The 13,483-nt window shown below is 65.7% G+C and carries 13 protein-coding genes; 4 read left to right on the plus strand and 9 right to left on the minus strand.

Annotation, left to right across the window (positions count from 1 at the left end; translation table 11 throughout):
- Positions 1-6: 6 nt before the first annotated feature.
- Positions 7-651, minus strand: a complete 645-nt coding sequence (locus SD196_RS05925) for a PQQ-binding-like beta-propeller repeat protein (RefSeq protein ID WP_275610485.1) — start codon at positions 649-651, stop codon at positions 7-9.
- A gap of 36 nt (positions 652-687) precedes the next feature.
- Entirely contained in the window at positions 688-1,905 is a 1,218-nt protein-coding gene (locus SD196_RS05930; RefSeq protein ID WP_343574526.1) for a helix-turn-helix domain-containing protein, read from the minus strand.
- Between the two features lie 123 nt (positions 1,906-2,028).
- Here SD196_RS05930 and SD196_RS05935 point away from each other — a divergent pair, with 123 nt between their 5' ends.
- Positions 2,029-2,784, plus strand: coding sequence for a DUF899 domain-containing protein (locus tag SD196_RS05935; RefSeq protein ID WP_343574524.1), 756 nt, complete (start codon positions 2,029-2,031; stop codon positions 2,782-2,784).
- 119 nt (positions 2,785-2,903) lie between these two features.
- On the opposite strand, the gene SD196_RS05940 is transcribed toward SD196_RS05935, so the two are convergent.
- A complete protein-coding gene (locus tag SD196_RS05940; protein WP_416311132.1) occupies positions 2,904-3,368 on the minus strand; it encodes a nuclear transport factor 2 family protein in 465 nt (154 codons plus the stop codon).
- Positions 3,369-3,587: 219 nt separating this feature from the next.
- Here SD196_RS05940 and SD196_RS05945 point away from each other — a divergent pair, with 219 nt between their 5' ends.
- Positions 3,588-4,349, plus strand: a complete 762-nt coding sequence (locus SD196_RS05945; protein WP_416311133.1) for a class II aldolase and adducin N-terminal domain-containing protein — start codon at positions 3,588-3,590, stop codon at positions 4,347-4,349.
- Positions 4,350-4,380: 31 nt separating this feature from the next.
- Here the strand turns inward: SD196_RS05945 and SD196_RS05950 are convergent, their stop codons facing one another.
- The 3 genes from SD196_RS05950 to SD196_RS05960 all read right to left on the minus strand — a co-directional run bounded on the left by SD196_RS05950 (position 4,381) and on the right by SD196_RS05960 (position 8,355).
- A complete protein-coding gene (locus SD196_RS05950) occupies positions 4,381-5,430 on the minus strand; it encodes a GlxA family transcriptional regulator (protein WP_275610490.1) in 1,050 nt (349 codons plus the stop codon).
- Positions 5,431-5,502: 72 nt separating this feature from the next.
- Positions 5,503-7,164: a choline dehydrogenase gene (locus tag SD196_RS05955; protein WP_343574514.1), complete on the minus strand. Its 1,662-nt coding sequence runs from the start codon at positions 7,162-7,164 to the stop codon at positions 5,503-5,505.
- Positions 7,165-7,194: 30 nt separating this feature from the next.
- Positions 7,195-8,355, minus strand: coding sequence for an aromatic ring-hydroxylating oxygenase subunit alpha (locus SD196_RS05960; protein WP_331316609.1), 1,161 nt, complete (start codon positions 8,353-8,355; stop codon positions 7,195-7,197).
- 253 nt (positions 8,356-8,608) lie between these two features.
- Between SD196_RS05960 and SD196_RS05965 the strand changes: the two genes are divergently transcribed.
- Positions 8,609-9,043, plus strand: coding sequence for a nuclear transport factor 2 family protein (locus SD196_RS05965; RefSeq protein ID WP_416311134.1), 435 nt, complete (start codon positions 8,609-8,611; stop codon positions 9,041-9,043).
- Positions 9,044-9,372: 329 nt separating this feature from the next.
- On the opposite strand, the gene SD196_RS05970 is transcribed toward SD196_RS05965, so the two are convergent.
- From SD196_RS05970 to SD196_RS05980, 3 genes are all read right to left on the minus strand, one after another.
- Entirely contained in the window at positions 9,373-10,302 is a 930-nt protein-coding gene (locus SD196_RS05970) for a malate dehydrogenase (protein WP_275610494.1), read from the minus strand.
- A 281-nt stretch (positions 10,303-10,583) separates the two neighbouring features.
- A complete protein-coding gene (locus tag SD196_RS05975) occupies positions 10,584-11,582 on the minus strand; it encodes a nitronate monooxygenase (RefSeq protein WP_343574507.1) in 999 nt (332 codons plus the stop codon).
- Between the two features lie 111 nt (positions 11,583-11,693).
- Entirely contained in the window at positions 11,694-11,918 is a 225-nt protein-coding gene (locus tag SD196_RS05980) for a hypothetical protein (protein ID WP_416311135.1), read from the minus strand.
- 355 nt (positions 11,919-12,273) lie between these two features.
- Between SD196_RS05980 and SD196_RS05985 the strand changes: the two genes are divergently transcribed.
- Positions 12,274-13,476: a tyrosine-type recombinase/integrase gene (locus SD196_RS05985; RefSeq protein WP_416311136.1), complete on the plus strand. Its 1,203-nt coding sequence runs from the start codon at positions 12,274-12,276 to the stop codon at positions 13,474-13,476.
- Positions 13,477-13,483 lie beyond the last annotated feature (7 nt).

Below are 13,483 nucleotides of genomic sequence, written 5' to 3' on the forward strand. Positions count from 1 at the left end.
CGTCGGTCAAGCCGTGCGCCGGGCGGGCCGGCGCACGGCGCGCAGCTTGCCGCTGCTGCCACCGCCGCAGAAGAAGCGCTCGCCGCCGTCGGACTCCAGCCCGGAGACGCCGATGCCGTCCGGCATCTCCACGCTCTCCAGCACCTCGCCGGTGCCGGGGTCGATGCGCCGGATGTCACTGTGTTCGTTCTCCCAGGTGCCGTGCCAGAGCTCACCCTCGACCCAGGAAACCCCGGTGACGAAGCGGTTGGACTCCAGCGTACGCAGCACCTTCCCGCTGTCCGGGTCGATCTGGTGGATCTTCCGCTCGCGGTACTGCCCGACCCAGAGCGTGCCCTCGGCCCAGGCCAGGCCCGAATCGGCGCCATTGCCGGGGGCGGGGATGCTGGCCAGCACTTCGCCGGTCGCCAGATCGATCTTCTGGATGCGCGCATCAGCGATCTGGTACAGGTGCCGGCCATCGAAGGCCGTCCCGGCATCGCCGGGGACGTTCAGGGTGCGGACGGTTTTGCCGTTGTCCGGGTCGAGGGCGATCAGCTTCTCACCGGCGGCGAACCACACGCGTTCGCCGTCGAAGGTGACGCCGTGGACCGCGTCTACCCCGGGGAAGGGGCCGAATTCGCCGAGGATCTCGGCAGTTGAGCGTTTCATGGGGCAGTCCTCGTCTGAAGGGATCGAGACTCCAGCCTAGTTCCCCGACCAGGGCGTGGGGAGTAACAAGGTCGTCGCGAAACCCGGCACCGTGGGGGCGGTCCAGCGCCGCGCGCGGCCCTGGCCGAAGGACTGCACCTTGCCGGCTTCCGCCAGGGCGTCGAGCGCACGCTGCACGGTGCGCTGGCTGGCGCCCAGCGCCAGGGCCAGCGCCGAACTCGACCACGCCTCGCCATCGGCCAGGCACGCCAGCACTCCCGCGTGGCGCTCCTCCAGCGGCCGGGCCAGTACCCAGACCTGCGTGGCCAGCGGCACCAGGGTGAAGCCACGCGGCGTTGCCTTCACCTCGGCCAGCGCAGCGAGCGCCTTGCGCAGGCGGCCGATCTCCACCCGCAGGCGGGCGCGGTGGGTTTCGTCCGGCGCGTGGGTGCGGAAGGTACGGGCGATCAGCGTGTTGCGCGGCATATCGGCGGGCCAGCTTTCGGCCAGCGCCTGGGCCAGGCAGAACAGCACCGGACGGCGCGCCAGCGAGATCGCCAGCTCGCCCCGGCACACCGCATAGCGGCAGGCATCCACCAGCAGCGCATCGGAGGCCCGCAGTTGCTCCACTTCATCGAGCCGCAGTGGTCGCGTGTGACTGCCATCGATCAACCGGGCCGCGGGCGCCTCGAGCAGCGCCATGGCCCGCTCGACCTCCGCCAGCAGCGCGGGAATGCCAGCGCGCTGGGCATGCAGCAGGGCCTGGGAAAGGGCCTCCCGCGCCGCCGCACTCTGCACCCGGCGCAAGGCGATGCCGGCGCTGATCAGCGCGTGAGTCGTGCCCAGGGCCGGGGGCAGGGGGGCGGGGTCGAGCTCCGCCAACTGCCGCTCGGCCTCGTCGACCCGGCCGATCAGCAGCAGGCGGCGGATTTCCAGGTAGCTGGCGTGAGAGGCATTCAGCCGGTCGCCGTGCGTCTCCAGCGTCGCCCGAGCGGCGGCCAGCGCTTTAGGCGGCCAACCGAGGTCTCGGCTGGCGAGCGCCACTTCCGCCTCGGCGACGATACAGCGGGCGCGCGACATCGCCTCCCGTGGCCCGAAGGCGCGAGCCGCCCGGCGTAGCAGCAAGCGGGCACGGTCCAGGTCGCCCAACTGCGCCATGGCGATGCCGCGCAACGCCAGCGCTGGCGGATCCTCGCGCAGGGCGATGCGGTTCAGCGCCGTCAGCGGGTCGCCCGCCGCCAGCGCCCGCGCGGCGGCCGTTACCAGGGAGTCCATCGCAGTCTTGCCACGCTTGTCATTCCCGCCACATTTGTCACTCCCGCCATGCCTGGCCCCGAGCCTAGCCTATCCCTCGCCCATCGACCGATTTGTCGCCACCGGCGACCGGAGGATTTCCCCATGGCTACGCACCCCCTCGCCACCCGCGAACAATGGCTGGCGGCCCGCCTGGAGCTGCTCGAAGCGGAAAAGGCCCTGACCCGCCAGAGCGACGAACTCGCCCGCCGGCGCCAGGCGCTGCCCTGGGTCAAGGTCGACAAGGCCTACCGCTTCGACACGGCGGATGGCCCTGCCACCCTTGCCGAACTGTTCCAGGGGCGCTCGCAACTCTTGGTCTACCACTTCATGTTCGGCCCGGACTACAGCGCCGGCTGCCCGTCCTGCTCGGCTATCGCCGACGGCTTCGACGGCATCGTCGTCCACCTGGCCAACCATGACGTGACGCTCTGCGCCGTCTCCCGCGCGCCACTGGAAAAACTGCAGGCCTACCAGCGGCGCATGGGCTGGCGCTTCCCCTGGGCCTCATCGAAGGACAGCGACTTCAACTTCGACTTCAACGTCGCCTTCACCCAGGAACAGCAGCGCGTCGGCGCGATCGACTACAACTACGGGCGAAGCGAGCCGGCTCTCGACATCTCCCGTATCCCCGAAACCATGACCCGCTTCGCCGCCGGCTGCGGCACCGACGTCCCGACTTTCGCCCGCGACCGCCCCGGCCTGAGCACCTTCATCCGCGAGGAGGGAGCCATCTACCACAGCTACTCCACCTATGCGCGCGGGCTGGATGCCCTGTGGAGCATGTACACCTGGCTGGACCGGGCGCCGCTCGGGCGCAATGAGCAGGGTTTCTGGTGGCGGCGGCATGATGAGTATTGAGTGTGAAAGCACAAAGCCCCCGAGGGCGAGGCGCGTTCGAGGGCTTTGTTTCAGGGAGTCTGGAATGCGCGGAGGAAATTTGATGTCTGCGGCAAACGCTTCAGGCTCAGCCCGCAAGTTCAGCGCGCCGAAGCACTCACCACAGCGGCGGGCCCTTCGGAGAGAAAGCACTTGTAGACCCTGGCTTTCACCCGCCAGCCTGCCGCGGTTCTTTCCAGCCGGTCTTCGTATTGCCCCCACATCGAATAGAGCGCGCCCGCGCAGTCATTGATGCCGCGATGGACGGCGTAATAGTGGACACGGGTGCTGGCGGAGTTGCCATCGATGTCGATGCTGAAGTTGCCCACGTTGTGGTGCGTCGCGCCGCAGTTGGAGCCTTCCCCCAGGTTCAGGTGCATCGAGGCGATCAGGCTCTTGAGATTGGGGCTGACCACGCCGGGGCCCAGGGCCTGGGTGTAGTCCCCGGTCGCTTCCTCCATGAAGACGTCGCCCAGTTCATCGAAGCGTTTGCTGTCGACGAGATCGCAATAGCGGACGTAGAGGCCTTCGATTTCCAGACGGTCGATCCAGTGGTTTTCAGGCATGACTCGGACTCCGATCACTGTGGCGTGAATTGATGGTCCATGGCGGTGGGTGGGTTATGGCGCCCACCCGATCCGGACTCGCTGCCACTCTAAGAGACCAGCAATGGGCGGCGCCTCGTCCATTTGCGGCACGCCAGGTCGCATCGCATCAAGTCCCCGGCGTTGCCGTCCTTAGACTCGGAGGTGACCCAGACGTACCCGCGCCTCCGAGGAGCTGCCATGCACACCGAATCCGTTGCCGTTTTCGACGCTCACGCACACGACCATGCCCAGGCTCGCGCCGAGCTGGCCTGCGCGTTCCGCTGGACCGCCCGGCTGGGGATGCACGAGGCGATCGCCAACCACTTCAGCCTGGCGGTGTCCGACGATGGCCGGCGCTTCCTGATCAACCCCTATGGCCGGCACTTCTCGCGGGTCCGCGCCAGCGATTTGTTGCTGCTCGACGCCGACGACCCTTCCGCGCTGGACCGCCCGGACGCCCCCGACATCACCGCCTGGGCCCTGCACTGCGCCTTGCACCGTCGCCACCGGCATGCGCGCTGCATCCTCCATGTGCACTCGAAGTACGCCACCGCGCTGGCCTGCCTGGCCGATTCGCGCCTGCCGCCGATCGAGCAGAACGCCATGCGCTTCTTCGAGCGCGTGGCCATCGACGAGGGTTTTGACGGCATGGGCCTGGGGGACGAGGCCGAGCGGGTCAGCCGCCAGCTCGGCGACAAGCCGATCCTGCTGATGGGCAACCACGGCGTGCTGGTGGCGGCGCCGAGCGTGGCGCAGGCCTTCGATGACCTCTACTACTTCGAGCGGGCCTGCGAGATCTATCTCACCGCGCTTTCCTGCGGCCGTCCGCTGCGCATCGCCAGCGACGAGGTGGCGCGCAAGACCTGCCGCCAGTGGCTGGACTACCCGGACTTCGCCGTCCGCCATTTCGCCGCGTTGCAGGCGATCCTCGATGAGGAAGAACCCGACTACCGCGCCTGACGGGTCGCCCGCCGACGCGTTGCAGGCGCCGCTAGTGCGGCAGCAGCGAAGGGTCGTGTGCCAACGGCTGGCGCATGACCGGCGCATTCAGGCTCTGCGAGCGGTCGTTGCTCGGCGGGCAGCCAAATTTGGCGCGATAGGCGCGGGAAAAGTGTTCGAGCGAGCCAAAGCCGGCGCTGGCGGCGACCTGGGCCACGCTCATGCGGGTCTGTTGCAGCAGGTTGTGGGCGCGCGCCAGGCGCAGGCTGAGGTAGTACTTGAGCGGGGTCAGGCCGGTGTGCTGCATGAACTGTCGCTCCAGCTGCCGGCGTGACAGCGAGACCTGCTCGGCAATGACCTCGCAGCTCAAGGGTTCCTCCAGGTGCTGCTCCATCAACTCGATGGCGCGGCTCATCTTGCCGGCCTGGGCGTGCAGGCTGCGGCGGTAGCCTTCGGCTTGCTGAACCTGCGGCTCGCGCACCTGCTCGATGAGCATGTGCATGGCCACTTCGCGCGCCAGGTTGCCGCCGGCCAGGCTGTCCAGCCAGCTGAGGAGCATGTCCAGCACTGCGGTGGCGCCTGCGCAGGTCAGGCGCGTGCGGCCCAGGTAGTAGAGCTGCGCGCAGGCCTGCACCTTCGGGTAGCTCTCCTGGAAGCCTTGCAGGTTGTCCCAGTGCACCGCGGCGGGGTGGCCGTCGAGTACACCGGCGGCGGCCAGCAGTTCGGTGCCGGTCTCGATGCCGACCAGTACCGCGCCGAAGGCCGCCTGGCGCTTGATCCAGGCCTTGAGCGCGGGGTTACGCGCGTGGCGGTGCACGTCGAAGCTGGCGATCACCACGCAGGCGTCGAATTCACCGGGTTCGCCGATGCTTGCCTGCGGGCTGGCGAGCAGGCCGTTGCTGGCGGGTACCGGCTGGCCGTCCACCGACAGCAGGGTCCACTGGAACAGGCTGCGCTGGGCCAGCCAGTTGGCAATCGACAGCGGCTCGATCAGCGCCGCCAGGCCGAAGTTGGAGAACGACGGCAGCAGCAGGATGCCGATGCGCAGAGGAGGACGGCTGGGGTCCTGCCAATCCAGGCTGAGGGGTTCGGTTCGCTTCATGGTGATACCTGGCACGGAAGTGGGCCCGCCGCGCCTATGCAAGCGGAGCGGGCCGGCTTTGGCAAGTGCGCTTCAGCGCTGGCATTCGCGCCAGCGCGGGTGAATCCATACCGGCGCATCGCTGGCTGGCAGTGGGCTGTGGCCCCGGATCAGGTCGCTGGCTTTCTCGGCGATCATCACGGTGGGCGCGTTGGTATTGCCGCTGACGATCTCCGGCATGATCGACGCATCGACCACGCGTAACCCGCGCAGGCCGTGTACGCGCAGCTGCGGGTCGACCACCGCCTCGGGGTCGGCTGCCAGGCCCATCTTGCAGGTGCCGCTGGCGTGGTAGCCCGTCTCGGTGACGCGCCGGGCCCAGGCGTCGAGCTGGGCGTCGCTTTGCTGGTCGGCGCCGGGCACCAGTTCGTCACCGGTATAGGCGGCCATGGCCGGCTGGGCGAGGATTTCGCGCACCAGGCGGGCGCCGGCGCGCATGTCGGCGCGGTCGCGCTCGGTGGTCAGGTAGTTGAAGACGATGCGCGGCGCCTGGCGCGGATCGGCGCTGGCCAGGCTGACGCTGCCCAGGCTGGTCGGGCGCATCAGGTCGATATGTACCTGGAAGGCGTGTTCCGGCACCAGGTCGACGCTGCCTGGCTGCACTGCCAGTGGCATGAAGGTCAGCTGCAGGTCGGGAAACTCGACCCCGGCCCGTGAGCGGATGAATGCGCCAGCTTCGAAGTGATTGCTTGCCGCGAGCCCATCGTGACTGGCGAACCAGCGGGCGCCGATGAGCCACTTGCCGGGGGCGCGGGTCCAGGGGTAGATGGAGACCGGGCGCTTGCAGCGGTACTGCACCACGGTGTCCGGGTGGTCGTTGAGGCGTTGGCCGACGCCCGGCAGGTCACGCACCACGGGGATGCCCAGGCGCTCCAGTTCCTTGGCCGGCCCAACGCCGGAGAGCATCAACAACTGTGGCGAGTTGATCGCACCGGCGCTGAGCAGCACTTCATTGCGTGCGCGCACCTGATGCAGTTCGCCGTCCATTTCGAACTCGACGCCATAGGCCTGGTCGCCATCGAAGAGGATGCGGCGGCTCAACGCCGAGGTTGCCACGGTGACGTTGCCGCCTTTCAGGGCCTCGGCCAGGTAGCCGCGCGCGGTACTCCAGCGCTTGCCGTCGCGGGTGGTGCGGTCCACCGGGCCGAAGCCCTCCTGGCGATAACCGTTGAGGTCGTGGCTGAAACCGTAGCCGGCCTGCTGACCGGCCTCGACGAAGGCACGGCACAGCGGCGGCGAGGTATCGCCGGGGGTGACGTGGAGCAGCCCGGCGTCGCCCCGGTAGGCGTCGGCGCCGTCGCGATGGTTCTGCGCGCGGATGAAATACGGCAGCACCTCGCGATAGCTCCAGCCCTCGCAGCCGCGCTCGGCCCAGCCGTCGTAGTCGCGGGCATGGCCACGGATGTAGACCATGCCGTTGATCGAAGAGGAACCGCCCAGCGTGCGCCCGCGCGGGGTGCCGATGCGGCGGTGGTCCAGGCCCGGTTCCGGCTCGCTGGTGTAGCTCCAGTTGAAGCGCGTGCCGCCCACCACGATGCCCACGGCGGAGGGCATGTCGATGGTCCAGCTGCGGTCCGCCGGGCCGGATTCCAGCACCAGGATGCGCAGCGCCGGGTTCTCGCCCAGGCGCTTGGCCAGCACGCAGCCGGCCGAGCCCGCGCCGATGATCACGTAGTCGTATTCATGCCCGAGCATAGGGTTCTCCTACGGCCTGAAATCGTGAGATCAGCGACCGCTGATACCGTCGAACACCAGCTTGTGGAAGTGGTGCACCAGGTGCTCGCTCTCGTTGCTGCGCTCGGCGTCGATCATGTAGCGGCCCTGGTCGTAGCCGAGGGAGCGCAGGCCCTTCTGCACGCTGATGTTGAGCTCGATGTCTTCCGGGCCGAGCTCCTCGTTCATCCACTTCATGCAGGCGTGGGAGACCTCCGGGACTTCTTCGTGCGGGCTGTAGTAGCCGAAGCGCAGCAGCGAACGCTCGGCATCCAGCGGAATCATGATGAAGGTGCCGAGGAACTCGGAGAACGGGAAGGTGTAGAAGGTGTTGTTCGGCCACAGGCCGATGTTGAAGAAGCGCTCGTCGGGGTTGCGCGGGCCGCTGAGCTTCACCCCGTAGGCGTCCTCGGCCTGCAGGTTGGCCGGGGCGATGTAGGTCCACCAGTTGTCGCGCTTGGTCAGGCGGTAGCCCTTGAAGTCGATCAGCTTGGCCAGGTCGATGTGGCAGGGGCCGGAAAGCTTGAAGTGATAGCCCTCGATGGAGTTGTCCATGATCACTTTCCAGTTGGCCGGAACGATCACGTCCTGTTCCTCGATCAGGCGCATCTTGCCCAGGTCGGGAAAGACCGCGCGCATTTCCTCGTCGGCCTCGGGGAAGAGTTCGGCCAGTGCCGGGGCCTCGGCGTCGAAGTTGAAGTAGACGAAGCCGCCGAGCTCCTCGACGCGGATTTTTGGGATGTTGAAGTCCTGCTTGTCGAAGGCGATCAGCCGCTCGCTGCGGGGCGCACTGCGCAGGCTGCCGTCCATCTCGTAGCACCAGGAGTGGTAGGCGCAGCGCAGTACCCGCGTGTTGCTGCCACGGCGGACGTCGAGCAGGCGATTGCCGCGATGCTGGCAGACGTTGTGGAAGGCGTTGATCGTGCCGTCGTTGCCGCAGGCCACCACCACGCTCTGGTCGAAAATGTCGCAAACCACGAACTGTCCGGGCTCGGCGAACTCGTTGCGATGTCCGGCGAGGTGCCAGGCGCTCATGAAGATGCGGTCGCGTTCGGCGGCGAAGATCTGCTCGTCGAAGAAGTAGCGCGAGGGCAGGGTGAAGGCCTCTTCCGGGCGCTGCTGGGCCCACTCTGCAATGGAGGTGCTGCGTTTGATCTGCTCGACGGATTGCATGGCTGGTCTCCTCCAGACTCCGCCCCCTGGGTTCGTTTCGGGGGCTTGCTCGGGGCTTAATCTAGGGGAGGGCAAGAGGCGACTCTTGATGAAAAGCGACAACTTCGCGGGCTGGAATCATCAACCGCGCATCGCTCCTGCTGGCTCTTCTGCGGGGTGCTGGAGCGGAGCGGTCTTAGTCCACCGGGACGAAGCCGTGGGGCATTCATGCCCCCTACAGTGGGCTCACCAATCCCTGTAGGAGGGCGTCTGCATGAGCAACAGCGAAACCCTGATCGCCAACTTGCTGTATCGATATGCCGAGCTGCTGGATGGTGGAAACCTGGAAGGCGTGGCCGAGCTGTTCCGGCATGCGGAAATCAAGCTGCAGAGCGGCGACGAGCGGGTCGGGGCTGACGAACTCCTGCGCATCTTCCGCCAGCAGGTAAAGATCCACCCCTGCGGCACGCCCCGCACGAAACACCTGGTCAGCAACCCGATCATCGAGGTCGACGAGGCCTCGGGCCGCGCCACGGCGAGGTCGTACTACACCGTCCTGCAGAGCACCGACAGCCTGCCGCTCCAGCCGATTGCCAGCGGTCGGTATCACGATGCCTTCGAACGCATCGACGGCGTATGGCGCTTCTCGTTCCGGGATTACACCCTGCTGGATATCGCGGGTAACCTGAGTTGCCATCTGCGCGGTTGAACGGGGCAACGATGGCATGGCTCACCGGCGGTCCAGCCGCCCCAGGCGGTGCTCGACACGCTGGCGTCCGGCATGCGCCTGAGCACCCGTCTGTGGGCGCGGGTCACCAGCGGCAAGTGACAGTTTGGGTATCGGGTGGCGAGGTTCGGGCAGGGTTGGCTGTGCCTGGAAGCTCTGGGTCGATAGCGGTCGCGGACGGCTGGCCGCTATCGACAGGCCCAAGGCAGGTGTGCAAGCGATGCGCAGTGAATCTCCGGGCGCTTCGGCTGGACCTCAGTCACGCCACTTCCGGGAAACGATCTCCCTTGCGCCCGTTCATCTATCGCCGCTTACAAGGCATTCATTTCTGCAATATCACGCACCACCTGGTCTGCAGAGTGGTCGAACATCGCCTGCTCCTGCGCATCCAGAGACAGCTCGATCACTCGCACCAGTCCCTTCTCTGACAGCACACAGGGGACGCCCATGGCGATGCCTGTTCGCCCGTACTCGCCCTCGAGAATCGCGACCGTCGGCAAAATGCTGTTTCGCCCATTGGCGATGGCATCCACCATCTGTGCAATGGCCACGCCCGGCGCATCGCAGGCGCTCCCCAGTTTCTTCAATCCCAGAATCTCGCCGCCACCCTTGCGTGTGCGCTCTACAATCCGCTCGATCTGCTCATCGGACAGGAAGTGGGACAGCGGCACCGAACCGACCGCACAGTAGCGCATCAGCGGCACCATGCTGTCGCCATGCCCGCCCAGCACCAGCGCCGTGATATCCCGAGCAGAAAACCCGGTCTCCTCGGCAATGAAACACTTCATGCGCGCGGTATCCAGCACCCCTGCCTGCCCGAATACCCTGTCGCGTCCCAGCCCACTGAGACTCCAGGCCCGATAGGTCAGCACATCGACCGGGTTCGATACCACCAGCACCGTCGCCGCCGGAGCGTGACGCTTGATGTCCAGCATGATGCTGTCGAGAATCGGCAGATTGATGCTCAAGACATCCTGACGCGACTGACCAGGCTTGCGTGGCACACCCGCCGTGATCACCACCAGCTCGGAGTCCTGCAGCAATTCGGCATTGGACCCGCCATGAACCCGGGTATCGGAACCCGACTCGACTGCCGCCTGCCAGACGTCCAGCGCCTTGCCCTGTGCCAACTCACCCTGCACATCAATCAACGTCAATTCACGGCAGAACTCTTCCCGGGCAATGATCTGAGCCGCCGCCTCGCCCACCATACCGGCACCTACAATGGATAGCTTGTTCACCTCACACCTCCCGCGGCGCGCGCCACCAGCGATACGCCACCTATACGGAGAAGTATTACCCGCCAATCCTGAAAGGCCACCCGAAGCTGACCGAAGTCGTCGTTGATGGGCAGTCCTGGCTCTGGGATATCTCCCCTGCCATCGGTTGCCGGGCAAGTCAGGGTTTGGAAATGGCCTGGCGTAGAGCCGGTCGAAAAGCGAAAAGGGGATGGATCTATTTTTCCTGCTCTAATGCCCCTTCTGGCGGAAGGCTGCCGCTGGCATTCGGCAGCTTGATCGGGCTAGGCGTTGCGGCGGAGACCTTCAAAGCGCCGCATTGCCCGTTGCGCGTCGTCGAGAACCTCGTCAAAGATGGCTTCCACGGTTTGCACAGCGTCAGCGAACACGACCGATGGGCCGTAGTCGAGCATGCCCAGGCGGCTATCGCCCGTCCTGTAGGCCTGGGTGGTCAGCGCTCCCATTACGTGGGGGCGATAGCGTTCGAATTCGCTCGCTCCCGCCGCGTCCAACGCCGCAACGGCTTTGGCGCTGTCATTGTTCAGAACCCGGTGATGCTGGCGCAGGCCGGTCTTCACGACGACGCTTTGCGTTCCATCGCTCTGAACCAGCTGTTCCTTGTAGTCGCGATGAATCCACAACTCCTCGGATACCAGCATGCGTGAGCCCATCAGGATGGCGTCCGCGCCCATCATGAGCGTCGCGGCCAACTGGCTGCCGGTTCCTATCCCGCCGCCGATGACCAGCGGTGTGGAAATCTCTCTCGGGGCGTGGGCTGCCTGAACCATGCTGCTGATGCCGTAGGTGCCTGGATGGCCGCCGCAGTCGTTACCCACGACGATCACCGCATCCACGCCAAGCCGCGCAGCGGATCGGGCGTAACGAACAGCGGGGACCTTGTGCAGGACCTTGATGCCCGCCTCCCGCAGGGGCGGAAGAACTGCTTCGGGGCTCCCGCCAGAGGTCTCGACACAGAGCACCTCTTCTTCGGCGAGAATCCTCACCTGTTCCTGCAATTGAGCCGCCGCCTTGGCCTGGCCGGAAAGATAGAGATTCACGCCAAAGCCTTTTCCGGACGTGAGCTCACGGCACTGGCGCAACTGCGCGCGAAACGCTTCCGGATCGGGGAAACCGGCCGCAACGATGAACCCCATGCCGCCAGCGTTGACGACAGCCGCCACATAGCGCGCATCCGACACGCTGGGCCCCATGCCCCCGCAAAGGATGGGATGGCGAATACCGAGCATTTCGGTGATGCGGGTTTGGAAAAGGGAATGTCGCATGGGCTCTCCGACTCGATTCATCCAGAGCGTCTGATCAGGCCGAGCATGATGACGGGCGTGGCGCACTTGGTCGTACTCAACCGAACGGTCACCTTATAGCTGAACAGTTGTTCAGTAGTAAAGGTGGAGGATGCGGCGTCGGGCTGTGGGGTGGTTGACTGCTTCCGGGCCGAAGAGGAGCTTCGTTCCGGTTCGGCAGGCGGGCGGAAAGCGGGCGTATGAGGGGAGGTTTTGCGGTGATCGTCGTGCGACTCGGCCGAGTTGCTCGGCAAGCTCGACGATGATGCCGTCGGGGCCACGGATATAGGCCAGCCGGTATGCATTCTCGTAATGCATCTGGCCAATGAGTTCCGCGCCATGTGCCTGCATCCGGGCAACGACTACATCGAGGCCATCGACGGTAAACAGGATGCGACGAAGAGGGCCTGGTGCTTGCCCTGGAGAAACAAAAGCCCCCGGCAACGAACGCTGCCGGGGGCTTTTGCATGGGATTCTGGAGCGGGCGAAGGGAATCGAACCCTCGTCATGAGCTTGGGAATCTGTACAGGCTGAAATATCAGTCTTTACCGCATGGTATCCGGTAGGGCTACAATGCCCGCCATTAAAGGGCTGCGGCGACTTTCGGGTGTATCGCCTCATATCACTCCGGAGCGCCTTAGTTCGGGACAACTGTCACCGGATACTGTCACCAATGCTCACAGATAAGCAAGTCCGCTCGCTCAAGCCAGAGCCCGGCCGGGACTACGTTAAGTCCGATGGTCGCGGCGCACGCGGGGAGGGCGTCCTGCTGCTCAAGGTCCGCGAGAACGGCACGAAGGAGTTCTACTACCAGTGGCACGTCCAGGGGAAGAAGAAACAGCGCAAGCTCGGCACCTGGCCTGCGCTCGGTCTGGCCGAGGCGCGCGAGAAAGTGCGTCAGCAGTCGCCGAGCACCGAGGGCGACGGATCATTGGCCGACCTGATCGACTCCTACCTGGGCAAGCTGGACACTGAAGGTGCTGCGTCGGCCGGCAATGTCCGGTGGGCGATGGGAAAATACGTCACCGGCCCATGGCCGCACCTGGCCAAGCGAGCGGCCTCTGAGATCGAGCCCGGCGACATCCGCGACATTCTCGCCAAGATGATCGGCGACGGGGTGACCACCTATTGCAACCGCGTGCGCTCCAGTCTGCACGCGGCCTATCAGCATGGCCTTGGTCAGGAGTTCAACCCTCGCAGCTACGGCAGCACCTCGGTGCGGTTCGGTCTCAAGTACAACCCCGTGGCCAGCATCCCTGTTCAGGAGGACTGGGAGCGCGCAGGCCAGCGCGCCCTGTCTACCGAGGAGCTGGCAACGCTCTGGAACCTTCTGCCGGAGCAGCTGAGCCTGGTCACGGCCGAGCTGATCAAGTTCCTGATTGCCTCGGGCGGTCAGCGGCCGGAGCAGTTGCTGGGGTCAGATCGCCGCATGTTCCAAAAGGACCACTACGCCATCCGGAGTTTGAAGGGCGTCGAAGGGGAGCGGCAGATCCACCTGGTGCCGTTCAACGCGCTCAGCAAGGCGTGTCTCGCTCGACTGGAGCCCATCACGGGCGAAGCTCCATATCCGTTCATGGGGCGATATGAGAATGACTCTATCAACGCGCAGTCGCTGTCGCGTGCAGTGACCAAGCTCTACAAGCGGCATGCGGATAAGTTCGACGGGCCATTCACGCTGCGAGATCTGCGGCGGACCTGCAAGACGCTGATGGGGGTGGCGGGGATCAGCAAGGAAACGCGCGACAGGATCCAGGGGCACGCGTTCAACGACGTCTCTTCGAAGCATTACGACCGCTACGACTACTTCAAGGAAAAGCGAGAAGGGCTCAGGACGTGGGCTACCTGGCTAATCAAAGTGGCAAAAATCAAGGCCTAGGGGGCTA

Origin of the sequence: Pseudomonas macauensis, assembly GCF_047902425.1 — a bacterium.
Taxonomy (GTDB): Bacteria; Pseudomonadota; Gammaproteobacteria; order Pseudomonadales; family Pseudomonadaceae; genus Pseudomonas.

Excerpts from the sequence above, each read along its gene's own strand:
- SD196_RS05925 (WP_275610485.1), bottom strand. The coding sequence starts at position 651 with ATGAAACGCTCAACTGCCGAGATCCTCGGCGAATTCGGCCCCTTCCCC.
- SD196_RS05930 (WP_343574526.1), bottom strand. The coding sequence starts at position 1,905 with ATGGACTCCCTGGTAACGGCCGCCGCGCGGGCGCTGGCGGCGGGCGAC.
- SD196_RS05935 (WP_343574524.1), top strand. The coding sequence starts at position 2,029 with ATGGCTACGCACCCCCTCGCCACCCGCGAACAATGGCTGGCGGCCCGC.
- SD196_RS05940 (WP_416311132.1), bottom strand. The coding sequence starts at position 3,368 with ATGCCTGAAAACCACTGGATCGACCGTCTGGAAATCGAAGGCCTCTAC.
- SD196_RS05945 (WP_416311133.1), top strand. The coding sequence starts at position 3,588 with ATGCACACCGAATCCGTTGCCGTTTTCGACGCTCACGCACACGACCAT.
- SD196_RS05950 (WP_275610490.1), bottom strand. The coding sequence starts at position 5,430 with ATGAAGCGAACCGAACCCCTCAGCCTGGATTGGCAGGACCCCAGCCGT.
- SD196_RS05955 (WP_343574514.1), bottom strand. The coding sequence starts at position 7,164 with ATGCTCGGGCATGAATACGACTACGTGATCATCGGCGCGGGCTCGGCC.
- SD196_RS05960 (WP_331316609.1), bottom strand. The coding sequence starts at position 8,355 with ATGCAATCCGTCGAGCAGATCAAACGCAGCACCTCCATTGCAGAGTGG.
- SD196_RS05965 (WP_416311134.1), top strand. The coding sequence starts at position 8,609 with ATGAGCAACAGCGAAACCCTGATCGCCAACTTGCTGTATCGATATGCC.
- SD196_RS05975 (WP_343574507.1), bottom strand. The coding sequence starts at position 11,582 with ATGCGACATTCCCTTTTCCAAACCCGCATCACCGAAATGCTCGGTATT.
- SD196_RS05980 (WP_416311135.1), bottom strand. The coding sequence starts at position 11,918 with ATGCATTACGAGAATGCATACCGGCTGGCCTATATCCGTGGCCCCGAC.
- SD196_RS05985 (WP_416311136.1), top strand. The coding sequence starts at position 12,274 with ATGCTCACAGATAAGCAAGTCCGCTCGCTCAAGCCAGAGCCCGGCCGG.